Origin of the sequence: Alteromonas sp. RW2A1, from assembly GCF_001886475.1 — a bacterium.
Classification (GTDB): Bacteria; Pseudomonadota; Gammaproteobacteria; order Enterobacterales; family Alteromonadaceae; genus Alteromonas; species Alteromonas hispanica.
On sequence record NZ_CP018031.1, the window covers coordinates 4052047 to 4075319 of the forward strand.

19 protein-coding genes are annotated in these 23273 nt (G+C 44.7%); 6 read left to right on the forward strand and 13 right to left on the reverse strand.

The window, feature by feature from the left end:
* Position 1 precedes the first annotated feature (1 nt).
* Complete coding sequence (locus BM528_RS17885) at positions 2-541, reverse strand: hypothetical protein (protein ID WP_071981004.1); 540 nt, start codon at positions 539-541, stop codon at positions 2-4.
* Complete coding sequence (locus BM528_RS17890) at positions 534-1238, reverse strand: SURF1 family protein (protein ID WP_071981005.1); 705 nt, start codon at positions 1236-1238, stop codon at positions 534-536. The genes BM528_RS17885 and BM528_RS17890 overlap by 8 nt, the downstream gene beginning before the upstream one ends.
* Positions 1239-1283: 45 nt before the next feature.
* Here BM528_RS17890 and BM528_RS17895 point away from each other — a divergent pair, with 45 nt between their 5' ends.
* Positions 1284-1493, forward strand: a complete 210-nt coding sequence (locus BM528_RS17895) for a DUF2909 domain-containing protein (RefSeq protein ID WP_071981006.1) — start codon at positions 1284-1286, stop codon at positions 1491-1493.
* A 19-nt stretch (positions 1494-1512) separates the two neighbouring features.
* On the opposite strand, the gene BM528_RS17900 is transcribed toward BM528_RS17895, so the two are convergent.
* The 7 genes from BM528_RS17900 to BM528_RS17925 form a co-directional block, all read right to left on the reverse strand.
* Complete coding sequence (locus BM528_RS17900; protein WP_071981007.1) at positions 1513-2394, reverse strand: cytochrome c oxidase subunit 3; 882 nt, start codon at positions 2392-2394, stop codon at positions 1513-1515.
* 21 nt (positions 2395-2415) lie between these two features.
* Positions 2416-3003, reverse strand: coding sequence for a cytochrome c oxidase assembly protein (locus BM528_RS17905; RefSeq protein ID WP_071981008.1), 588 nt, complete (start codon positions 3001-3003; stop codon positions 2416-2418).
* A gap of 84 nt (positions 3004-3087) precedes the next feature.
* Positions 3088-4701, reverse strand: coding sequence for a cytochrome c oxidase subunit I (ctaD, locus tag BM528_RS17910; RefSeq protein WP_071981009.1), 1614 nt, complete (start codon positions 4699-4701; stop codon positions 3088-3090).
* A gap of 9 nt (positions 4702-4710) precedes the next feature.
* Positions 4711-5853 carry a cytochrome c oxidase subunit II gene (gene coxB / locus BM528_RS17915; protein WP_083595343.1) on the reverse strand — a complete coding sequence of 381 codons (1143 nt, stop codon included), beginning with the start codon at positions 5851-5853 and terminating at the stop codon, positions 4711-4713.
* Positions 5854-6458: 605 nt separating this feature from the next.
* Positions 6459-7085: a transcriptional repressor LexA gene (gene lexA / locus BM528_RS17920; RefSeq protein ID WP_071981010.1), complete on the reverse strand. Its 627-nt coding sequence runs from the start codon at positions 7083-7085 to the stop codon at positions 6459-6461.
* Between the two features lie 106 nt (positions 7086-7191).
* Positions 7192-7695 (reverse strand): GGDEF domain-containing protein, encoded by a 504-nt coding sequence (locus tag BM528_RS18925; protein ID WP_332249016.1) that lies wholly within the window; start codon positions 7693-7695, stop codon positions 7192-7194.
* Between the two features lie 57 nt (positions 7696-7752).
* Complete coding sequence (locus BM528_RS17925) at positions 7753-9486, reverse strand: GAF domain-containing protein (protein WP_232230526.1); 1734 nt, start codon at positions 9484-9486, stop codon at positions 7753-7755.
* A gap of 214 nt (positions 9487-9700) precedes the next feature.
* Between BM528_RS17925 and BM528_RS17930 the strand changes: the two genes are divergently transcribed.
* The gene (locus tag BM528_RS17930; RefSeq protein WP_071981011.1) at positions 9701-10186 is read left to right on the forward strand and encodes a GNAT family N-acetyltransferase; all 486 of its coding nucleotides are present in this window, start codon (positions 9701-9703) and stop codon (positions 10184-10186) included.
* A 169-nt stretch (positions 10187-10355) separates the two neighbouring features.
* Positions 10356-12812: a glycerol-3-phosphate 1-O-acyltransferase PlsB gene (plsB, locus tag BM528_RS17935; protein ID WP_071981012.1), complete on the forward strand. Its 2457-nt coding sequence runs from the start codon at positions 10356-10358 to the stop codon at positions 12810-12812.
* 123 nt (positions 12813-12935) lie between these two features.
* On the opposite strand, the gene ilvA is transcribed toward plsB, so the two are convergent.
* Positions 12936-14474 carry a threonine ammonia-lyase, biosynthetic gene (gene ilvA / locus BM528_RS17940; RefSeq protein WP_071981013.1) on the reverse strand — a complete coding sequence of 513 codons (1539 nt, stop codon included), beginning with the start codon at positions 14472-14474 and terminating at the stop codon, positions 12936-12938.
* Positions 14471-16321 carry a dihydroxy-acid dehydratase gene (gene ilvD / locus BM528_RS17945; protein WP_071981014.1) on the reverse strand — a complete coding sequence of 617 codons (1851 nt, stop codon included), beginning with the start codon at positions 16319-16321 and terminating at the stop codon, positions 14471-14473. The genes ilvA and ilvD overlap by 4 nt, the downstream gene beginning before the upstream one ends.
* Positions 16322-16896: 575 nt before the next feature.
* Here ilvD and BM528_RS17950 point away from each other — a divergent pair.
* On the forward strand, positions 16897-17514 hold the full coding sequence (locus BM528_RS17950) for a trimeric intracellular cation channel family protein (RefSeq protein ID WP_071981015.1): 618 nt from the start codon (positions 16897-16899) through the stop codon (positions 17512-17514).
* Between the two features lie 196 nt (positions 17515-17710).
* Positions 17711-19225, forward strand: a complete 1515-nt coding sequence (locus tag BM528_RS17955) for a YifB family Mg chelatase-like AAA ATPase (protein WP_071981016.1) — start codon at positions 17711-17713, stop codon at positions 19223-19225.
* Here BM528_RS17955 and ilvY read toward each other — a convergent pair whose 3' ends face one another.
* Positions 19226-20089, reverse strand: a complete 864-nt coding sequence (ilvY, locus tag BM528_RS17960; protein WP_071981017.1) for an HTH-type transcriptional activator IlvY — start codon at positions 20087-20089, stop codon at positions 19226-19228.
* Positions 20090-20244: 155 nt separating this feature from the next.
* On the opposite strand from ilvY, the gene ilvC reads away from it, so the two are divergent.
* The gene (gene ilvC / locus BM528_RS17965) at positions 20245-21723 is read left to right on the forward strand and encodes a ketol-acid reductoisomerase (RefSeq protein ID WP_071981406.1); all 1479 of its coding nucleotides are present in this window, start codon (positions 20245-20247) and stop codon (positions 21721-21723) included.
* Between the two features lie 82 nt (positions 21724-21805).
* Here the strand turns inward: ilvC and BM528_RS17970 are convergent, their stop codons facing one another.
* A complete protein-coding gene (locus tag BM528_RS17970) occupies positions 21806-23053 on the reverse strand; it encodes a multidrug effflux MFS transporter (RefSeq protein WP_071981018.1) in 1248 nt (415 codons plus the stop codon).
* Between the last annotated feature and the right edge of the window lie 220 nt (positions 23054-23273).

Below are 23273 nucleotides of genomic sequence, written 5' to 3' on the forward strand. Positions count from 1 at the left end.
ATCACCCTATACGCGATAATTTAAGCAATTTTTTGATATCAGCGAGCATGTTACGACTCTCCATCACCGCCTCTTCTTTATCTTCACTGATCTGATAAAAAAGCATGGCGTTATTTAGCGTGTCGACAACATAAACGCTTTGAAAAGCTAATGGCCCCGTGTCATCTACCGACAACGTAGCGACATTAGGGTAATCGGCTAATGACGCGAGTGCAGTTTTGTCGCTCTTTGGCGTGGTTAGTACCAGCGCTTGAGCGCGATCAGACTCTTTCCCTAACGCCAGCCACACCTGATTAATACTAAACAGAGCGTTTTCACAACGCAGGTCGCACTGTTCAGGCAAAATATAAAGAAGACGCCAAGTTGGTGAGCTTTCTTTTAGCATGGTGCTTAAATCAAGGGTTGGCTGAAGCAATGCGCCTTTATTTGTAGACGCTTTGTTGAACCAATCGTTTTCTAGCGCAATTTTCGCTAACACCACCGGAAGAACAAAAACGGCGACCATAATAATTAGTGTTTTTTTGGAAGTAGTATTACTCATGAATACGTCCTTTTTTACTGATTGCGAAGCCACCTATGGCTGCCGCAGCGATGGCTAAACCAAACCATTGCACTGCGTAACCAAGGTGTTTTTCTGGCGGCATAACAACCGGCTCATAATCGCGAACAAAAGCCGGGTCTTTTGAGGTGAGCTCAACAACATAAGGTAAAAGTGCAACATTTAAACTTTCACTTAACGATTTGAACGCTATCTGTTGGACAAGGGCAGGAAAACTGGGAAGGCTGACATTAGTCTCAGTAACAAGGGGGTTGTCTCCAGGAACGGTCACAATGCCGTCAAATTGGCGTGTCGCACTTGATAGGTTAACCTGGGGTATTGTTCGCGTTAAGTCTGGCGCCGGTATCCAGCCATAGTTAACTAAAATCCAGCCTGCATTAGTTAACACAGGCGCAAATACATCAAAGCCAACTTTTTGTTCATGGATTTGATTATCAAGTAATAAAGCGCGCTCGCCATCCGGTGTACCCACAAAGCTGATTGCAATATCTCTGGGATCTTCTTCCATCAGCGCATCGGTTAAGCTAAGGCTTTCATTGCTTTGCTTTTGCGCTATGCTTGCTAAACGCTGCTGTTTTTCGACCATACGCTCCAGTTGCCAAAATCCCAGGCCACACATCGCCGCCACACTCACTGCGGTGACTAGCCAAGGAAATAAAAACTGAAAACGTTGTGACATACTTAACAGCTCCAACCAAAACAAATAAAAAAAGAAGAGATGGTTATGTTAATAAAAGTAATCCTTGTCGCCCTGGTGTTATTTATGATTGTTAATCTCTTTATGGCCATGCGTGTGATGATGAAAAACGATCCTAAAGATGGCCCTATGAGCAAATATATCGGCCGAAGGGTACTTACCTCTGTCATCATCGTTGTACTTATATTGATAGCTATTGGAACTGGGTTAATTTCGCCAAACCCTAGGCCTTATTAGGGCTTGGCGACTAGCTGCGCTACAACACGTAGACGAAAATAAACAACATTACCCACACCACATCAACGAAGTGCCAGTACCAGCTTCCTGCCTGGAAGGCAAAGTGCTCTTTTGGCGTGAAGTGGCCTTTCAACACCCTGAAGAACATCACAATTAGAATGATAGTGCCCAAGGTAACGTGCATGCCGTGAAACCCTGTCAGCATAAAGAAAGTATTACCGTAAATGCCCGATTGCAGAGTTAAGCCCAAATCGCGGTATGCATGGATGTACTCTTCAACCTGCAAAAACAAGAATCCACAGCCAAGTAAGATAGTCGCACCTAACATAAGAGTGAGCTGTTTGCGCTTATTTTGCTCCAAACCAACATGTGCGAAATGCAGCGTCACTGAGGAGACAAGCAAAATAATTGTATTAATAGTGGGCAATCCACCTGGACTCATTTCTTGTGTGGTAATACCGCCTGGGGTGTTCACCAGTGGCCACATGGCCTCGAACCCTGGCCAAAGCACTTCGTTTGTCATCGCATTATTTGAATCACCGCCCAACCATGGAACAGCGATAAATCTCGCGTAGTAGAGTGCGCCAAAGAAGGCTCCAAAAAACATCACTTCAGAAAAGATAAACCAACTCATGCCCTGTCTGTAAGAGCGTCCTAACTGGTCGCTGTACAGTCCAGACATAGACTCATCTATTTGGTTTTTAAACCATCCTATTAGCATAACTAATAAAACAACAATCCCTGCTAGCAGCACATAGCTGCCATAACCACTTTCGCCCTTCGTTGCCTCAACCACAAAATTGCCGGCACCTACTGCGATTAAAAACAGAGCGACCGCCCCCACAATGGGCCACGGACTTTGCGCGGGTACATAATATTTTTGATATTCTTGCTGCATCATTTTCTCCTTATCCCAAACAGACTATTCGCCGCTTTGTAACGACGGATCCATAAAAGGATTCGGTTTAGTTGTTAGATCACTCGCTCTCGCGGTGACGTCATAGAGTGTGTACTGCAATGTAAAAAACGTAATATCTTCAGGTAGCTGTGGGTCTACATAAAACTGCATAGGCATATAGGCTTCTGCCCCCGCCTGCAATGGCTGCTGATTAAAGCAGAAACATTCGGTTTTATTGAGATATATGGCTGCAGTGCCTGGCGAAACCGACGGTATAGCTTGTGCGATAATATTGCTCGATGCCGGATTTCGCACGTAAAACGACACCGTGTTCAACTCACCAGGGTGTACTTTTATACGTTTGGTTTCTGCTCGAAACTCCCACGGCATTCCGGTATTAGTGCGAGTAATAAATTCAACGGTAACCTCTCTGCTTTCATCAATATCGATAGATTGATAAACCGCTGCAGTCCCCTCTGTCTTGCCATTTATGCCAGCAATGTCGCAAAAGACATCGTAAAGCGGCACTAACGCAAAACCGAATCCAAACATACCAATAACAATGGCCACTAATTTGACCACCATCTTATTGTTCGCACTTGCTTGTGTCATACACTGTGCCTCCGCTTGGAATTCTATTTCTTAGTCTGCCAGGGGCCATTACTAATAGCCCCGTCTCAGTCTAAGTTCGAAACACTATTTAACTACTGGTGGCGTCTCGAATGTGTGATAAGGCGCAGGAGAAGGAATTTCCCACTCGAGCCCTTCAGCTCCATCCCATACCTGTGCCGATACTGGCTCGCCTTGTTTTTTGCACGCTTTAATTAATAGCGCTAAGAAAATAAGTTGAGACAACCCAAAGGCGAAGCCACCTAGACTTATCCATTTATTGAAGTCTGCAAATTGAAGTGCGTAGTCTGGAATACGACGAGGCATCCCCGCCAAACCAACAAAGTGCATAGGGAAGAACAGTACATTTACCGAAACAAGAGAGCACCAGAAGTGCCACTTCGCCAGTGTGGTGTCGTACATTTTGCCCGTCCATTTAGGCAGCCAGTAGTAAACAGCAGCCATAATGGAGAAGACAGCACCAGTAACCAGTACATAGTGGAAATGAGCGACCACGAAGTAGGTATCATGATATTGGAAATCAACCGGTGTTATTGCCAGCATGAGTCCCGATAGCCCACCAATAGTGAATAGCACGATAAACGCAATAGCGAACATCATTGGCATTTCAAAGGTAAGCGACCCTCGCCACATGGTGGCTACCCAGTTAAATACCTTCACCCCCGTGGGAACGGAAATGAGCATGGTGGCAAACATAAAGAACATCTCCATGTAAACCGGCATACCTGTGGTAAACATATGGTGAGCCCAAACAACAAATGACAGTAATGCTATAGACGCTGTTGCATACACCATTGAGGCATAACCAAATAGCGGCTTGCGGGAGAACGTAGGGACTATTTGAGAGATAATGCCAAACGCTGGCAGTATCATAATGTAAACCTCAGGGTGTCCGAAGAACCAGAAAATATGCTGGAACATAACGGGGTCGCCACCACCGGCCGCATCGAAGAAGCTTGTGCCAAAGAATTTGTCGGTCAGTACCATAGTGACTGCACCTGCTAACACAGGCATAACTGCAATAAGCAAGAACGCAGTAATTAGCCAAGTCCATACAAACAGCGGCATTTTCATCCATGTCATACCAGGCGCGCGCATGTTAAAGATAGTTACGATAACGTTTATCGCCCCCATGATTGAGGAAATACCCATAATATGAACAGAGAAGACGAACAGTGCTGTAGAGTCGCCACTATAGGTTGTTGATAGTGGGGCATAGAAAGTCCAACCAAACGCCGGACCGCCACCTTCCATAAACAAGGAACTAAGTAGAATTAAAAAGGCGCCTGGTAAAATCCAAAAGCTCCAGTTGTTCATTCTGGGAAGCGCCATATCTGGTGCCCCAATCATCATTGGAATTAACCAGTTTGCCAGCCCGGTAAACGCAGGCATTACGGCACCAAACACCATAATTAACCCATGAACAGTAGTCATCTGGTTAAAAAAGTTTGGCTCGACAATTTGTAACCCAGGCTGAAACAACTCAGCTCGAATAACCATTGCCATAGCACCGCCCACCAAAAACATGATGAAAGCGAACCATAAATACAATGTACCTATATCTTTGTGATTCGTAGTGAACAGCCAGCGCGTAATTCCCTTCGGTATATGGTCATGATGATCGTGGTCATCGTGATGCACAGAGGTATCTGGCGAAATTACTTCAGTTGCTTTACTCATCATTCGCTCCTAGTTTCCAGTTGCTAAAGCGTTGACATCTTTAGCCTGAACCATGTCACCGGTGTTATTGCCCCACGCATTTCGCTCGTAGGTAACAACCGCTGCAATTTCTTTAAGGCTCAACATCTTGCTAAACGACTGCATCGCCGTTCCGGCCTTGCCGTGAAGCACAATTTCAATGTGCCCAGTTTGATCTTCCAGTGCCATTTTGCTGCCTTTAAGCGCTGGGAAAACGCCCGGCAGACCTTCACCATTTGGCATATGACACGCTGCGCATGTGGCGTTGTAAACTCGCTCACCTTCTGTCATAAGTTCATCCATTGACATATTCATCGATAGTAAGCGCTGTTCTTCTTCTTTCGCTTTACGTGCACGATCTTCCTGCTCACCCATCCACGCGTCGAACTCCGCTGGTTCCTTTGCGATAACCACTACCGGCATATAACCGTGGTCTTTACCGCACAACTCCGCACATTGGCCTCTGTAAACGCCTGGCTCGTTAACTTTTGCCCAAGCTTCATTAATAAAGCCTGGATTAGCATCTTTCTTCACCGCAAAGTCGGGTACCCACCAAGAGTGAATAACGTCGTCCGATGTGATCAAAAATCGCACCTTTTGCCCGGTGGGAATTACTAAAGGACGATCTACCTCTAATAAGTAATTGTCGGTCTTCGTAAATTTGTTTTGAATTTGCTCACGCTGAGTAGCAAGCAAAGAATAGTATTCAACGTCACTGTCCATGTACTTGTAATGCCACTTCCATTGAGATCCTGTCACTAGAACGGTCATGTCAGCTTCAGAGGTATCTTCCATGGCAATAAGCGTATTGGCAGCGGGTACGGCCATAAAAATAAGGATGAGGAATGGAACCACCGTCCATGCAATTTCTACTTTTACATTTTCATGAAAGTTTGCTGGCTTGGCGCCTCGTGACTTTCTATGTAAATACATAGAAGCAAACATAACTCCAAACACCACCACGGCAATAGCTACACATATAAAGAACATGAGCATATGCAGGTCGTATACTTGGCCACTTATGTCAGTAGCACCGCGGCGAAGATTAAGCGAAGATAATTCTTCTGCGGCCTCTTGCGCGAAAAGGAATTGAGAAAAGAACAAAAATGGAACGCTAACACACCATTTTGACATTGCGATCTTTAGTGATTTCACTCAGCACCTCCGTAATGGCAGAGCCATTAACGCCAAATGTTATTTTGCGCAGTCTCTACCAAGTGGTTTGTGAACGATTAACTCAATACATCAATTTGTAAATTGAATTCAAAGTCATTGTTATTATTTTGTTAAAGCTTGTATAAGAATTGCGCAATAATAGCGTTCCGTCTAGTCTTTTCTGTTAAAATTTTAATGAAGAGGTCAAAATTTAATCTAAGCAGAATTTCGTGGTCGTTACTCAAATAGTAAGCAAAGTGCCACAGATGGGGGATAACAGAGTTATAGGGAGTAGATTTTTGGAGTGATTGGTTGTGCAGGTTATTGCCATTTAATTTCTTAAAATCAAACGCTAAGCGGCAAATATTGAATAAATTTTGAGCAGAGCTCGTTTAGCAACACTCTCGAAACCAGCGCAAAACCATCTTAACTGGCGCTTAAAGATTTACGCCTAAAATGGTATATCAATGATATTTATAAGTACTGAAAGTTGTAGCTTATACAGGAGAAATAGGGGAGATTATTAGACTTAAGTGCTAAAAAAAGCGGCTATCATGCCGCTTTTAATACAGTAAGGTAAAAGGCTACATCCAGTCAGCGTTTCTAATAACGCCTACAGCAATACCTTCAATCGCGAAAGGTTCGTTTGCTAAATCAACTTTAATGGGTGAAAACTCTTCATTTTCAGCGTGAAGTAGCACTTCTCGGCCACGCTTTTCCAAACGTTTTACCGTTACATCTTCATCGACTCTGGCCACAACAACCTGACCATTGTGCACGTCGGTGGTGCGATGAACGGCTAGTAAATCGCCGTCGAGTATGCCGATATTTTTCATACTCATGCCGTTTACACGCAATAGAAAGTCAGCGTGAGGCTGGAACAGAGCAGGATCAACTTTATAATGAGACTCTACGTGCTCTTGAGCAAGAATTGGTTCACCGGCAGCAACTCGCCCAATAAGCGGTAAACCTTCTTCTTCGGCTATTTCATCTTCTATCGGAATGGTTAACTTGATACCACGAGATGTACCGGGAAGAATTTCAATCACGCCTTTACGCGCAAGGGCCTTTAAATGTTCTTCAGCGGCATTTGCCGATTTAAAACCTAAGTGACGGGCTATTTCTGCACGCGTGGGTGGCATTCCCGTTGCTTGCATATTAGATTTAATAAGTTCTAAAACTTCTGTTTGTCGAGCTGTGAGTGGGCGCATAAAAGACCTGTCTGTCCATACAGTTCCTGTAAGTATATACACCTAAATTCAAATAACAAGCGCTGACGGGCGCTACAGACAAAAAATCGGATTTAATACCGACCATTTAACGTATTCCAGGTTGCCAGCATACCTGATTACGCCCAATGGACTTAGCTTCATAAAGTGCCTGATCTGCAACAGATAGGTAAGCACTAAAGTCAACCTCGAAAGAATCCATCGTATAACTCACACCAGTACTGATTGTTAGACTAATACGGTCCGCTTTATAATTAAACTGAGCTGAATTAATTGCATCCCGCAGTCTTTCAAAAATCAAATCAGCGTCTTTTGGGGTTTTGTCTACCAATACAATAGCGAACTCTTCACCGCCTAACCTTGCCACAACGCCATGCTCGTTGCAGATGGATTGAGTAATGTTTGCGATCTCTTTTAAGGCGTAATCGCCGGCATCATGTCCGTAGGTATCGTTAATGCTTTTGAAGTAATCTATATCCACTATCGCCACAGCAGTCTGCTTGTGTGTTTGAGCAATTCTATTGCACTCATCTAAAAAAGAGCGCCTGTTGAGAAGCCCCGTAAGGGGGTCTGTCATTGCCAGCTTGCGCAGTCTTTCTTCAGCATCAGCTCTCGCTCGCTCTAAATCAACGGCATAGAAAAGGCCAGCTCAGGCATCTACAAATGGCTGGAAAAATTCGGCATCAGAGGGTTTGTAACTCTCAAACTTATTCGCTAAACCTATCATACCGACAACTCTATCTTTTATCTTAATCGGTAGCCCTAGAAATCGGTTTATTCGAGGATGACCTTTTGGCGTTCCTCTTGATGCAGGGTGGTTTATGGGCGAATTAGCAATAATCACCTCACCTGAAACAATAACTTTCCCAAATAAGTTGTCGAAACTAGTGAAATATAGATTTCTGTTTTTATACTCCGAATATTGAGAAAAACTTTCGCTGTCCCAAACAATTTCAGAAATAGCGTGTATAAACAGCTTAGGCTCAGTATCTTGGTCTTGCATTTGTGCAATAAAAGCAAACTGACTATCAGATAAATCTATAAGCTCGGGCAGTACTGTCTGACACGCTAATGTTAAATCATTGCTTTCCAAGTATGACGCGCGAGTTTTGTTGATAAACTGCAGCAGCTGAGTTTTTTTCCGCTCAAAAATCTCACTTTCCATTCTCCGCGTAATGTCGCGGTGGATACCCGCTATGCGGATGGGCTTTCCATTTGTGTCGCGCTCTACTATTTTTCCGTAAGACTCGACCCAAACCCAACTGCCATTGGCATGTTGCATTCGAAATGAAGTATTAAAAACTTGGCTTTTTCCTGCAATATGGTCTTCAAGATGCTGTTCAAATTGCATCAGGTCGGCGGGGTGGATGAGCTGTCTTGTGTACCTGTAGCTACTGTCGTAGTACTCATAATCAATACCAATAATTTCGCACCAACGCTTGTTTACCTGATTAACATTCGCTTTCAGGTTCCAATCCCATGTGCCTAACTCCGAGGCTTCTAGCAGCAAGCGCATACGCTGGTTGGTTTCGTTTAGCTTGTCTTCTACATATTTCTGATCGCTAGTGTCGAATAAAAATGCCTGTACTGAAACCAAACTACCATCGTCGTTAAAGCTGGCAGTAGAAATCATACTCACCCATATGGTGCGGGTGGGAGCAGACACCTTCAGCCTGCACACATGGCTTTCTACCCCTTCCATGTGTGCCTGCATCGCAAACGTGAAATCAGCATCAGACTGATCGCACATTAAATCAATTAGCTCGATATTCCCGTTTAACAGGTCGGCCGCCTCTGCACCTAACACGGCGCGGGCATTTTTAGAGATGTATACAAGCTTTAAAGAATTAGCAAAATTCCATGTGGCCAGCACAATAGGCGACTTTTCAATAAGCCCATGCTCGCGTTTAAGCATCTCATGCTCTCGGGACAAAGCAATGTGTTTGCTAACTAAAGCGCCTATCCTTTTTAATAAAGTAAGGTTCTCGTTCTCAATCTTTCTAGGTTGGTTGTCAATTAAACACACCGCACCAATGGTCTCACCATCAACATCAATAGGAGTACCCGCATAGAAGACGACTTTATTGTCGTTAATTAGAATGGGATTGCGGGCAAAGCGCTCATCCTCATTAGCATCAGATACGACTAATGCTTCGCCTGAGTCGACTACGCGATTACAAAACGCATGCTCCCTTGGAATAGTTTTAATATCTGTACCGTGGCATGCCTTAATCACTTCTTCATGCCTACCTACAATTCCAAGTAACGCGATAGGTACATTGTATGCTTCAGCTAGCAGCGTCATTAAATCATCAAGATCTAAATTAAGTTCGCTATTTAGCATGAATGCATCAATGGTTTTCAGTCGTTTGCTGTCGTCCAAGTTTAACGTCTCTTAGGCGGATTCTATTATAAAAGTAGTTAGTTATTGGCTAAATACCAGTTTATAAGCCCAGCAATTAGTCTTAACCAAACCGCTGTTGTCGTTAGTTAAAAGTTTGATACGAGTTTTGGGTAATAAAGGTGCGCTTTTCGCTATTCATTGGCACTATTTTTCACTAGCATAGCGTTATTGTAAAACAAGCTGTTTGTCATTCATGGAACATTCAACACCGCTCGAATTTTTGCCTTTTAGCGAACAATTGTCGCCCTATTTTAATTCTATAAATAGAGAATGGATCACATCGATGTTTGTTCTTGAACCTGTTGACGAAGGTGTTATTTCTCGTCCTAAAGAATTTATTATCGACAAAGGCGGGTACATTTGGTTTGCTAAACACCCTACCTTAGGCATAGTTGGCACATGTGCCCTGGCGAAAAAGTCTGATGGCGTATTTGAACTCACCAAAATGGGAGTTGTGTCCAACGTTCGCGGCTTAAAGGTAGGAGAGAGGTTATTGCAGCATGTGCTGACTGAGGCACCTTCTATTGCTTTCAATACATTATTTTTATTGACCAATAAAGACTGCGAAGCCGCCATCCATTTATACGAAAAAAACGGATTTACGCATTGCGCCGACATTATGGATAAATACGGAAGCGCCTACGAAAGATGTAATGTTGCTATGCGCTATATTCGTTAAATTTGCGCCCATATTCGATACGTAAACCGAATGCTTAGGCTGCCCTTCACCAGCCTAAGTAAAGGAACGTAAACTCGTTGTACCACATCCCGTTTACGCGTTTAAAACAAGACGCCACTGGTTTTGTGATACACTATTACCGTTTTTATTTCATAGGATGACAGAATTCATGTCGTGGATGCGCAAAGCCTTTTTATCGGTATTTCATTATCCTGTTAAGTTGCTCGTCAAAGCACACAGTATTCCGGTGAATGTCGATTCAGAGCTTGGTATTGATAAAGAAAAGCCGATGGTATATTTGCTGCCAACTAATTCGGTGACCGACCAGCTTGCACTCAAGATGTCGACAGAAGCACTAGGGCTTCCCGATCCTACAGCAACACTTTCCCTAGCAGGTAGAGAGTACCCATCAACACTTTTCTTGAGAAAAACGCAGCCGCTATTCCGCTCAAGTGCAGATAACACTGGTATTGCCGATGTGTTCACCGACTTATTTCATCTGCACAGAGATCATCAAAACCTAGACCTTCAGGTGGTTCCTGTATTTGTGACCTGGGGACGAACGCCAGGTAAAGGTAAACCGGGTTTAGGTGATCTAATTACGTATAAAGCGGCACCCAGCTGGCTTCGAAAATTGTTTATTGTACTGTTTTTAGGCCGCGACAATTTTATCAATTACTCAAAAGCGGTTTCTGCACGCACCATGGCTAATCAGCACGGGAGCGATCAAAGCATAGCGCAAAAACTTGTAAGAGTAGCAAGCACTCACTTTCAGCGTAAGCGCCAAAGTATGACGGGCCCCACGCTTTTAGAACGTCAGGAGCTCAACAATAGTGTGTTAGGTTCTGATGCAGTTCGCAGGGCGATGGCGGAAGAGTCTCGCGGCAAAAAAATCTCTCACGAAAAAGCCAAGGAACGCGCCAAAACATATATCACTGAAATTGCTGCAGACTATCGCGAAGGGCTGATTAGATTTGGTGACAGAATTCTTACCCGTATTTGGAATAAAATTTATAACGGTATCAGCGTGGGTCACGCAGAACGAATTCGAGAGCTGGCTGCTAACGGTCATGAAATTATTTATGTTCCATGCCACCGCAGCCACATGGACTACTTACTTTTAACCTACGTTATCTATCACGAAGGCATGGTCACGCCACATATCGCTGCGGGGATAAACTTAAATTTTTGGCCTGTAGGCAAGATATTCAGAAGAAGCGGGGCATTTTTCTTAAGGCGAAGCTTTGCAGGAAACAAACTATACACGGCAGTATTCAGAGAGTACTTGGAATTACTGTTTAATAAAGGTTATTCCGTTAAATACTACCCTGAAGGCGGCCGCAGCCGCACAGGCAGACTAATACCCCCCAAAACAGGTATGCTTGCAATGACCATTCAGGCCATGCTGAAAGGTGTAAATCGCCCAGTAAGTTTGGTACCCGTTTATATTGGTTATGAAAACGTGATGGAAGTGAAGAGCTATTTGAACGAGCTGAAGGGGTCGAAGAAGAAAAAAGAATCTAACCTTCAAGTTTTTACGGCTATCAGAAAGCTTAAAAACTATGGTCACGGCTACGTGAATTTTGGTGAGCCCATTCAGCTAAATCAGTTTTTAGAGTCTCACGTGCCTAATTGGCGAGAATGCCGAGATGCAGAGCCTGAAAAGAAACCAGCTTGGTTAACTCCAGCGGTTAACGAGCTTGCTAATAATGTAATGACCCGCATCAACCGCGCAGCGGCCTTGAACGGAATGGCCCTGGTGTCACTATGCTTACTGTCTTCAAAAACCCAGACTATGAGTGAGTCTGAACTTAAGCAAGCAATGAGCGATTTTATAGACCTATTTAAACGTGCGCCGTTCAGCGCAGATGCAACCATCCCAGATGCCTCTGCTGAAACCTTGTTAAGCGATACTCTACAGCTTGGCCGATTCGATATTACCGAAGACGACTATGGCAAACTCATCAGTCCACAGCCAAAATCTGCGGTCTATCTCACTTATTACCGCAATAACATTTTGCATTTATTTGCTATTCCGGGGCTGATCATGGCTTCTGTTTTTGCCAAAAAAGGCATCAGCAAAAACAAGGTATTTGAACTTATCGCATCGCTGTATCCTCTGTTGCAGAAAGAGTTGTTTCTCCACCTTACTCAAGATGAAGCCCTTGCACACACAGACGCGTTAATAACAACGCTGTTAGACAATGGCTTACTGCGAGAAGTTGATGGAGAATTGCTTCCTCCTGATGCTCACTGTAAGCAGTTTCATTCTGCCTGGCTTCTTAGCCGCTGCATGCAGGAAACATTACAGCGTTATGCTGTCGTATTGACTATTTTAGACAAAGAGAAGTCGATTAGCCGCGGTGCTCTTGAGCGAGCTAGTAAAAAAGTGGCAGAGCGCCTCTCTGCGCTCTACGGTTTGAGTTCGCCTGAGTTCTATGACAAAAATGTATTGTCTAGTTTCATTAGTGCTCTTAAAGATAATCACTGGTTGGACTCAGAAGATGACGGTAGCCTGAAGTATTCTGAAGAATGCGAAGCGCTTCGCGAAGACGTTATGGCATTGATTTGGCCTGAAATGATGCAGCATTTAGAGAACGTTGCATTACATTCAGATAAAGACTAAGTTTTTGTCGAAAAGAGGAGGCTCTTATACTGCTCCAGAGTAAGCAAATGCTTTGCCTGAAGCAGTATAAGAAGTAACCGTTGCGCTAAAAGCGAGTTTTCTTACTATCAGTTTTGCTAAATATCATTCAGGTTGTGATAAGAAGAAACGATAAGCTGGGTTATCTGTCACTTCCTCAACTTTGTAGCCTAATTCCACTACGTGCTGGTTGAAGGCCTCTCGGCTATCGGGTGCAATATCAAAACCCACCAGCACCAAACCTTCAGCAGCACCATGATTGCGATAGTGGAACAAAGTAATATTCCATTGCTCGCCCAAGGTGTTTAAGAAATTCAACAATGCCCCTGGACGCTCAGGAAATTCGAAGCTAAACACCTGTTCGTTCAAAATGCTTGGCGGTCTTCCGCCAACCATATGGCGAACATGTAGCTTTGCTAATTCATTGTTTGACAGATTAAAGCAATCGTAACCTTTGTTCTCTAGGTCGCCCTGAAGTTCGGCAAACTCCTTCTGCCCACCCTTTAGCTTTACACCTACAAATATATGGGCTTCACTGTCGCTAGCGTAACGATAATTGAACTCGGTGATCGCTTTTGCGCCAACACATTCACAGAACTGCTTGAAGGCGCCTTTGCTCTCTGGAATTTTAACGGCAAATACCGCTTCTTTTTGCTCACCTAACTCACAGCGCTCTGAAACATAACGCAAAGTATGAAAATTGATATTGGCTCCGCATAAAATACCGCCTAAAACCTTGCCTTTTAAATCGTGTTCTTTGGCATATTTTCTAATGGCCGCAACCGATAAAGCGCCAGCAGGTTCAGCAATAACGCGGGTGTCATCAAAGATATCTTTAATAGCGCCACAAATTTCATCATTGGTAACCGTAATAGTTTCATCTACAAGGCGGTTACACAGTCTGAAGGTTTCTTGGCCCATCACTTTTACCGCCACGCCATCGGCAAAAATACCGACGCTGTCTAATTCCGTTGGCGTACCAGCTTCCCGCGCTTTAATAAAGCAGGCAGATTCTTCTGACTCAACCGTCACAATTTTTATGCTGGGCTTTAGCTGCTTCAAATACACTGCGATACCGGCCGCCAAACCACCGCCGCCAACAGCAACGAATAAGATGTCGATATTGGGGTTTTGCTCTAACAGCTCTCGCGCTACTGTACCTTGCCCGGCAATAACATCAGGATCGTCAAAGGGTGGAACGAAGGTGTATCCAAACTCTTCACACAATGCCTTAGCATGGCCATTTGCCTGGTCGAAACTTGTGCCATGCAGTACCACATCCACACTGTCTCCGCCAAAGCGGCGTACTGCGTCAATCTTGATGTCCGGCGTTGTTTCAGGCATCACTATCGTTGCCTTAATTCCCTTCATCTTGGCGCTGTAGGCCAGACCTTGTGCGTGGTTACCAGCACTAGCCCCAATAACACCCGCATTAAGCTGCGCATCCGACAGAGAGTTAATTCGATTATAGGCACCGCGAAGCTTAAAACTCTTTACTGGCTGCTGATCTTCGCGCTTTAAAAATATGTCGTTACCAAGTTCAGCAGATAGCAAAGACATATAAGAGAGTTCGCTGGCCACTGCAACATCATAAACAGGGGCCAGTAATATCTTCTTTAAATACTCGTGGTCGCTTACACTCATAACCCTTCCAATTTTTTCACATCGCGCACTGCACCTTTATCGGCACTAGTTGCAAGAGCAGCGAACGTCTTCAAAGATGTAGACACTTCGCGAACGCGATCTTTTGGACGCCATGGGGTATCGCTAGCTTCCATTTTTGCACGGCGCTCAGCGAGTTCTTCGTCGCTGATGACAATATTAATGGAGCGATTGGGGATATCGATTTTGATCTTATCGCCATGTTCAACCAAGCCAATACCGCCGCCACTTGCCGCCTCTGGCGAGCAGTGTCCAATAGATAGCCCGCTGGTGCCACCACTAAAGCGTCCGTCTGTTACCAAAGCACAGTGCTTACCTAATCCCTTAGACTTTAAGTAAGACGTTGGGTAAAGCATCTCCTGCATACCTGGGCCACCGCGTGGGCCTTCATAGCGAATGAACACAACATCACCTGCTTTTACTTCATCGCCTAAAATACCGGCTACAGCATCATCTTGGCTTTCATAAATTCGCGCCGTACCTTCGAAAGTCAGTATCGACTCGTCAACGCCTGCGGTTTTAACAATACAGCCATCTTCAGCCACATTGCCGTAAAGGACTGCTAGCCCACCTTCTTGGCTAAATGCATTTTCTATTGAGCGAATACAGCCTTGCTCTCGGTCGGTATCTGCATCGTCCCAGCGGCAACTTTGACTGAACGCCTTGGTCGTGCGAATACCAGCAGGGCCTGCGCGGAAAAACTCAATGGCTTTGTCATTTTCCGGATTAGTAATATCCCAATCGCTGATGACTTCAGTAAGTGGCTTGCCCAGCACGTGGTTAACATCGGTGTTTAACAAACCCGCTTTATTCAGCTCGTTGAGTATGCCAATAACACCACCTGCGCGATGTACATCTTCCATATGATACTGAGGTGTAGCAGGCGCGACCTTACATAGGTGAGGCACTTTTCTCGACAGGCGATCGATATCGTCCATGGTAAAAGGTACTTCACCTTCCATGGCCGCTGCGAGAAGATGCAATATGGTATTGGTCGACCCGCCCATGGCAATATCTAAGCTCATAGCATTTTCAAAAGCGCTGAAATTGGCAATATTGCGTGGTAGCACGCTTTCATCATCATCGCCATAGTAACGTTTGCACAACTCAACAATTTGCTCGCCGGCTTTCTTAAACAAACCTTCTCGGTCTGCGTGGGTTGCCAACATTGAGCCATTACCCGGTAGCGATAAACCAAGCGCCTCAGTTAAGCAGTTCATTGAATTGGCTGTGAACATTCCCGAGCACGAGCCACATGTTGGGCATGCTGAGCGTTCTATCTCATCGGAGTCGGCGTCACTTACCTTATCGTCGGCGGCGGCAACCATGGCATCAACCAAATCTAGTTTGATCAGTTGGTCGGACAGTTTCGTTTTACCTGCCTCCATCGGGCCACCGGACACAAACACTACTGGAACGTTCAGGCGCATAGAGGCCATTAACATTCCTGGAGTTATTTTGTCGCAGTTAGAAATACATACAATGGCGTCTGCGCAATGGGCATTAACCATGTACTCAACTGCATCGGCAATAATTTCACGAGACGGCAAGCTATAAAGCATTCCGCTGTGGCCCATGGCAATACCGTCGTCCACCGCGATAGTATTAAATTCCTTGGCTACGCCACCCGCGGCTTCAACGCTACGAGCGACTAATTGCCCCATATCTTTCAGATGCACATGCCCAGGCACAAACTGCGTGAATGAATTGGCAATAGCAATAATAGGCTTTCCGAAATCAGAATCCTTCATGCCTGTGGCGCGCCATAGAGCGCGAGCACCAGCCATATTTCTACCTTGCGTGGTGGTTGCAGAACGTAACTTGGGCATAAATCCCTCCCGTTGATATGGTCAAACGAAAAATAAGTGTCAGCAAGATTAACTTACCGATTTACTATGCTGTATTTTATTGCAGTAAGAGGCGGCTTGCGTTTTGCTAGGGCCTGCATAATTAAAATATTCTTACTGGCAACTCTAAAAATGTATCTGGCAAGCCTTTGTAATGTGATGCCGAAAGCTGGCAGACGAGTTGAGTTTCTTAAAAAACTGCTGCACTGGCTTTTATAATAGACGACTCACAAAATAGGCGTTGCTAATATCGATAGAAAAGGTCGCAAAAAAGTTACCGTTACGGCGCTCTTTTTAGTGATAAACTTGACGTGCTACTGGCCCTTTACAGACAGTAGCAATGAATGAGATGTTATTCAGCGAGGGTTATGGCGGCCCTCTTAACGCGCTTTACGCATGTATAGTGTTTTTTATCGCAGTGGCCGCTGCGACAATCACGGGCAAAGAAATATCATAAAACCCGACACTGAATCAAGTATTTTGCGGGTTAGCGAGCGATTTAACGCTACTTTTTTATATTTTTAGATTTTTAATTCGCAGAGAAAAGGCTGGCATACATGTTTGATTGGTTTCATTGGCTCAACCTCGCCGGGGTAGCTGTATGCGCAATCTCTGGCACTTTGATGGCTTACCAAAAGCGTATGGACGGTTTTGGGGTCATTGTGCTGGCTAGTGCTACTGCTATTGGTGGCGGCACGCTTCGCGATGTTATGTTAGACGTTCCCGTGTTTTGGATTGCCGATACAGACTACTTATACACCACACTAGTTGCAGCATTTATTCCTATTCTGTGGCTTCGTATTAGCCCACGGTTTCCCTTTCATTACCTGCTCATCGCCGATGCTTTTGGGCTCGCACTATTTAATGTGGTAGGCATTGAAAAGGCGCTGGCAAATGAGACGGGGATGGCCGTTGCCGTGGCTATGGGTACCATTACGGGTGTTTTTGGTGGCTTATTACGAGATGTCATTTGCCGAGAAGTGCCGCTTGTTTTGAATGGAGAACTTTACGCGATGACCTGTATTGCTGGTGGTGTTGCTTACGGAATAGCACACTTCTTCGGCCTTGCTACACAGTGGTGTGGCATTAGCGCGCTTATTATTACCGTATTATTGCGCTTGGGCAGCATGCGCTGGCATTGGCAGCTCCCTGTATTTTATAAAGAGCACCATTAACGCTTTTACCACACGAGCACTACAAACTAGTTAGTGCTCTAGCAGCAATAATAATATCTTAACTTATCAATTACATATTCTCCCCTTAAGTACAGTTTTCAAGATAACCAACCCCGCTTACACTAATGATAAGTTTAATCGCAAGGAGCGAATAGCTGTGTGCTCTCAACCTTGTAAACATTGTTGGAGCGTGTGGATGAGTATGGCAGTGGTGAAAACATTTGCGGGGCAGGGGTTATCTGCGCCAGAAATTTCGGTGGAAATTCACCTAGCTAACGGTTTGCCTGCATTTCAGCTAGTGGGTATGGCAGAAACGAGTGTTAAAGAAGCCCGCGAACGCGTGCGAAGCGCATTAATTAACAGCGGCTTCGACTTTCCCGCCAAACGGATAACAGTTAATTTAGCTCCTGCAGATATTCCTAAGTTCGGAGGCCGATTTGATTTACCCATTGCGGTGGGTATTTTAGTGGCTTCTGGTTACCTCTCAGACACCAGTTTGCTAAATATCGCTTTTGTTGGAGAACTTGCACTAAACGGCGAAATAAAGCCCGTAGGGGGTCTTATCCCCGTTGTTATCGCAGCGGCAAATGAAGATATCCCCCTTATTTACCCGGGAGATAACGATGTAGAAGCTGCGTTAGTATCGCACGCAGCTCGACTGCCCGCTTTTGATTTGCTCTCTGTTTACGAGCATTTAAGTGGCAATAAAAAACTGCCAGTTGGACAACCATTTACGCCTTCCTCCTCGACAATCAATAACCTTGGGTGGGACGATATCATTGGCCAAGAACAAGCTAAGCGAGCACTTATCATTGCAGCTTGCGGAGCACATAATTTGTTAATGGTAGGCCCACCTGGTACAGGAAAAAGCTTACTGGCAAGCCGTATGCTGGCTTTATTGCCGCCTCTCACCGAAGAAGAGGCTCTTGAAGTTGCTTCTGTATACTCGGTAAAAGGCGAAAAACTTAACCCCGAAAAGTTTATGCATAGGCATTTGCGTTCCCCGCATCATACTAGCTCTGCTGTTGCATTGACTGGAGGTGGCTCTCAGCCCGTTCCAGGCGAAATATCCTTAGCCCACAACGGGATACTTTTTCTAGATGAATTGCCTGAATTTGGCCGTAAAGCATTAGACGTGTTGCGCGAACCTCTAGAGACCGGTGATGTACATATCTCTCGAGCATCTGGCAGCGCGACTTACCCTGCAAACTTTCAGCTTGTGGCGGCAATGAACCCAAGTCCAACCGGCGATATAGACGATAACCGCCTATCTCCCCAGCAACAGCTTAACTACCTCAATAGACTCTCGGGGCCGCTGTTAGACAGAATAGATATTCAAGTGGAAGTGCCTCGATTACCAGAATACGACCTACCTTCGGCCAAAAAAAGTACCGATGACTCTATTCACGCTGTAAAAAAGGACGTTGCAGAAACCCGTCATATACAGCTTATGAGGCAGGGCAAACCTAATGCTGCGCTCAATGCTGCAGAGCTTGCTTCTGCGTGTAAGGTAAGCGATAGCGACCTTAATTTTTTAAAGGCTGCAGCCAAACAGCTAAACTTATCTATGCGCGTTTTTCATCGTACCTTGAAAGTAGCCAGAACCATTGCCGATCTCAACCGCGAAGATAATGTAACCCGTGCTCACATTAGTGAAGCGTTAGGATACAGAGCCTTAGACAACCTTATAAAACAATTGAGTAGCTGTTAGCTAACGCACATCGAGTTTTAGAAAAGCATCAATTAATGGCTCGTGCTGCTTACTTTGCAGACAGCATAAACCGAGCGCATAAGGCTCTATGTCATCTACCTGAATTTGCGTAACAGCACTGGCCATGCTTGAGTGATCTAACACTACTTTAGGCACAAACCCCACGCCGCACTCTAAGGCCACCATACTCACAATTGCCTCGTTACCACCGACATAAGCATAGACGTTAGGGCGAATACCGTGCTCTGCAAACCAATGATAAGCAGTGCGCCGAGTCGGCCCTGTTTCCGGCATAATGACTTTATGGCGTATCCAATCGAGCTGATTCAACTGAGTCAAACGCCATTCTCGGGGAGCTATTAACACCAACGGAACATCGTCAAGCGCGGAAAAATGCAGATCAGTAGGCATATCCGGAGTGTAAATAGCGATAGAAAGGTCGCATTGTTTGCTTTTTACTTTTTCTATCGCTAGCGCGGGGTCACCCGTAATTAGGCGTATATCTACGCCGGGATGTTGCTCCCTAAATTGACGAAGCATATTGGGCAAATGGCTTTGACTGGCCGTTACCGAGCAAAAAACACTTATCTCGCCTTGTAACGCTTCACTGTCCTCTCGTAAATCTATTTTGAGCTGCTGCCAATCTTTTAAAGCTTGTTTAGAAAAAGCCAACAGCTTGTGTCCACTGTGAGTAAGTGCCACCTTTCTGTTATCGCGCTTAAACAAAGTGCAGCTCAAATCGTCTTCAAGCCTTTGAATAACGCGACTTAGCGTAGACGGAGAAACATACATGGCTTCAGCAGTATCACCAAAATGTAAGCTAGTGGCCAAATGATTGAAGAGTTGAAGACTACGAAAATCCATAACGTTTCACTATTTGCAATATTATCTTGCAAATATATCATTTTCCAAAACAAAAGAAATCTTTTAATCTTCTCAGCAAGTCGTCATAGACGAGGTCTATCGACACCATGACGGTGTTTGATATTGACAAAAATGAATGTTGTTCGGAAATTTTTATGGCTAATTATTTCAATACCCTATCACTACGCCAGCAGTTAGACCAGCTTGGCCGCTGTCGCTTCATGGCACGCGATGAATTTGCTGACGGTTGTCAGTTTTTAAAAGATAAGAAGGTCGTCATCGTAGGGTGCGGCGCACAAGGTCTTAACCAAGGCCTGAACATGCGTGATTCTGGGTTAAACGTTGCTTATGCTCTGCGTCAAGCAGCTATCGATGAACAACGCGATTCTTACAAGCGCGCATCGGGCAATGGTTTTACCGTTGGTACATACCAAGAGTTAATTCCTGATGCTGACCTAGTGTATAACCTTACACCAGACAAACAGCATGCTAGCGTTGTCGAAGCGGTTATGCCACTTATGAAAAAAGGTGCAACACTTAGCTACTCTCACGGTTTCAATATTGTTGAAGAGGGTCAGCAGATCCGCAGCGATATTACTGTAGTTATGTGTGCTCCAAAGAGCCCTGGCTCTGAAGTACGTGAAGAATATAAGCGTGGTTTTGGTGTACCGACACTAATCGCGGTTCACCCAGAAAACGACCCTGAAGGTAAAGGTTGGGACACGGCTAAAGCACTTGCGAGTGCAACTGGCGGTGACAGAGCGGGCGTACTCGAGTCTTCATTCGTTGCCGAAGTTAAGTCTGACCTTATGGGTGAGCAGACAATTTTGTGCGGTATGCAACAAGTTGCAGCTGTGCTGGCCTTTGAAAAAATGGTGGAAGACGGTATTGATGCAGGTTACGCCGGTGCACTTATTCAGTACGGCCTAGAAGCTATTACTGAAGCACTTAAGATTGGCGGCGTTACTAATATGATGGACCGTTTATCTAATCCAGCAAAACTGAAAGCCGCTGAGCTTTCCGACCAGCTTACAGATTTACTTCGTCCGCTATTTGAAAAGCATCAGGATGACATCATTAGCGGTGAATTCTCTCGCACTATGATGGAAGACTGGGCAAACGGCGACGCTAACCTTCTGAAATGGCGTGAAGAAACTGGCGAGACCGCTTTTGAAAATGCGCCAACTTACGAGGGTGAAATTAGCGAACAAGAATTCTTTGACCACGGCATTCTTTTAGTTGCCATGATCAAATGCGGCGTAGAGGTTGCCTTCGACGTTATGGTTGAGGCAGGCATTCTTCCTGAATCAGCTTATTACGAGTCGCTACACGAAACACCCCTTATTTCAAATACCATCGCACGTAAGCGTTTATATGAAATGAACGTGGTTATCTCAGATACTGCAGAATATGGAAACTACTTGTTTGCGAATGCAGCAATTCCAATTTTGCGTGAAAGCTTTATGCCTACTATCGATACTTCAGTGATAGGTAAAGGTTTGCCAGCTATCTCTAACCAGGTAGAGAATAAACGCCTAGTTGAAGTAAACGATGCTATCCGCTCACACGGCGTGGAATCAGTAGGAAAAATCTTGCGTGGCTACATGACTGACATGAAAGCTATAGTAGTGTAAGACAGTAGTTAGGACAGTTTCTGTCGTTAGGTGCTTAAACTAAGCCCTTTTGCCCGACCATTTTGGTCGGGCTTTTTTATTTTTACACGCCGTATTTTCTCACTTTTTCAGCAAACCGAACCGCAACATACGCCAAAGCAAAAAATACAGAAAAACCGATACCAATAGGCATGAGGTTTCCTACTAAAAAGCTATCAATAAACAGTGCAACAGGTACTGAGAAAAGACTGGAGAACGACCCAATAATTGCGGCACCTAAACCCGCCATTTCGCCAAGTGGCTGCATAGCCATGGCGTTTAAGTTGCCAAACAGAATACCGACGAAGAAAAAGCCGACAAACATTACAGATACGGTGAGTACTAACGGCGGTAAGCCATCAAACGCTAATAATATAGCTAAATAAACAATAGCAAACCCGTTTACCCCTTTGAGTGCAAATCGGCAAAGCTTTCTCATGCCAAATCGCATTACCATTTTACCATTAAAATACGACGCTAAACCTATGGAGAAAGCAAGCGTTGCAAAGATATAAGGGAACATATCGCCTACATTGTAGTACACCTGAAATATGGTTTGAGAGGCACTCAAATATGCCAAAAACGAACCAAAAATGCATCCCATCGCGAATGTGTAGCCCATCACTGCAGGATGAGTAAGAACATACTTAGAAGAGATAAAAAGCTGTGCCCAAGAGAATACTTTGCGCTTATTTCTAGGTAGCGTTTCTCCTTGACGAGAAAAGAACCAAATACCCGCCATGGTGGCAACAATAAGAAAGAGTGTAAAAATATGAAACCAAGAAAACAAGTCCATAACCGTTTGCCCGATAATAGGGGCGAGCATTGGCACTAAAATAAATACCATCATGATGAACGACATGACCCGCGCCATCGAGTCTCCCACATACAGGTCGCGAATAATTGCCATTGAAGCAATGCGTGGCCCAGATACTCCAAATGCTTGAATGACTCTTCCCACCAGCATGGTTTCCAATGAATTCGCCGACATACAGACAAAAGTGCCAATTGCAAAAATACATAGCCCTACAAGAATAGTTAGCCTGCGGCCGCGACTATCTGAGAAAGGGCCGAAAAATAATTGCCCAAAGGCCATACCAACAAAGAAGACTGTGACAATAAGGTGGGTATGGTGGGGTTGCTCTACATTTAAGGATTCACCAATTTGCAAAAGCGCTGGCAGCATAGCGTCGATACTGAGAGCCACCAGCGATGTCATGGTGGCCATCAGTGCAACAAATTCAACAATACCTAAAACCGGCTTTTGAACAACTGCCGTATCTTGCGATACGCCATTATTTTCTTGGGGCATAATCTCTCTAATATGAATACAGTATCTGACAGTCTTTACTGCTATTACTTCTTAGCTTTGCTCTCGCGCTTAACATTGAAACAGCGAAAGCTCGTCTAACAGTTAAAATAGACAGACACTAAGGGGAATGAAAAAGCACGACTGGTTCGCGCCTGAAAGCCTGAATCTACGTGAGATAGTATACCGCAATATTGATTAAAAAGCCGCCAGCATTGCTTAC

Bases quoted from the DNA above. Each gene is read 5' to 3' on its own strand.
- plsB (WP_071981012.1), top strand. From the start codon at position 10,356: ATGTCGTGGATGCGCAAAGCCTTTTTATCGGTATTTCATTATCCTGTT.
- coxB (WP_083595343.1), bottom strand. From the start codon at position 5,853: ATGTCAAAATGGTGTGTTAGCGTTCCATTTTTGTTCTTTTCTCAATTC.
- lexA (WP_071981010.1), bottom strand. From the start codon at position 7,085: ATGCGCCCACTCACAGCTCGACAAACAGAAGTTTTAGAACTTATTAAA.
- BM528_RS17885 (WP_071981004.1), bottom strand. From the start codon at position 541: ATGAGTAATACTACTTCCAAAAAAACACTAATTATTATGGTCGCCGTT.
- ctaD (WP_071981009.1), bottom strand. From the start codon at position 4,701: ATGAGTAAAGCAACTGAAGTAATTTCGCCAGATACCTCTGTGCATCAC.
- BM528_RS17955 (WP_071981016.1), top strand. From the start codon at position 17,711: ATGAGTATGGCAGTGGTGAAAACATTTGCGGGGCAGGGGTTATCTGCG.
- BM528_RS17970 (WP_071981018.1), bottom strand. From the start codon at position 23,053: ATGCCCCAAGAAAATAATGGCGTATCGCAAGATACGGCAGTTGTTCAA.
- BM528_RS17930 (WP_071981011.1), top strand. From the start codon at position 9,701: ATGGAACATTCAACACCGCTCGAATTTTTGCCTTTTAGCGAACAATTG.
- BM528_RS17905 (WP_071981008.1), bottom strand. From the start codon at position 3,003: ATGACACAAGCAAGTGCGAACAATAAGATGGTGGTCAAATTAGTGGCC.
- BM528_RS17950 (WP_071981015.1), top strand. From the start codon at position 16,897: ATGTTTGATTGGTTTCATTGGCTCAACCTCGCCGGGGTAGCTGTATGC.
- ilvA (WP_071981013.1), bottom strand. From the start codon at position 14,474: ATGAGTGTAAGCGACCACGAGTATTTAAAGAAGATATTACTGGCCCCT.
- BM528_RS17900 (WP_071981007.1), bottom strand. From the start codon at position 2,394: ATGATGCAGCAAGAATATCAAAAATATTATGTACCCGCGCAAAGTCCG.
- ilvD (WP_071981014.1), bottom strand. From the start codon at position 16,321: ATGCCCAAGTTACGTTCTGCAACCACCACGCAAGGTAGAAATATGGCT.
- ilvC (WP_071981406.1), top strand. From the start codon at position 20,245: ATGGCTAATTATTTCAATACCCTATCACTACGCCAGCAGTTAGACCAG.
- ilvY (WP_071981017.1), bottom strand. From the start codon at position 20,089: ATGGATTTTCGTAGTCTTCAACTCTTCAATCATTTGGCCACTAGCTTA.
- BM528_RS17895 (WP_071981006.1), top strand. From the start codon at position 1,284: ATGTTAATAAAAGTAATCCTTGTCGCCCTGGTGTTATTTATGATTGTT.
- BM528_RS17890 (WP_071981005.1), bottom strand. From the start codon at position 1,238: ATGTCACAACGTTTTCAGTTTTTATTTCCTTGGCTAGTCACCGCAGTG.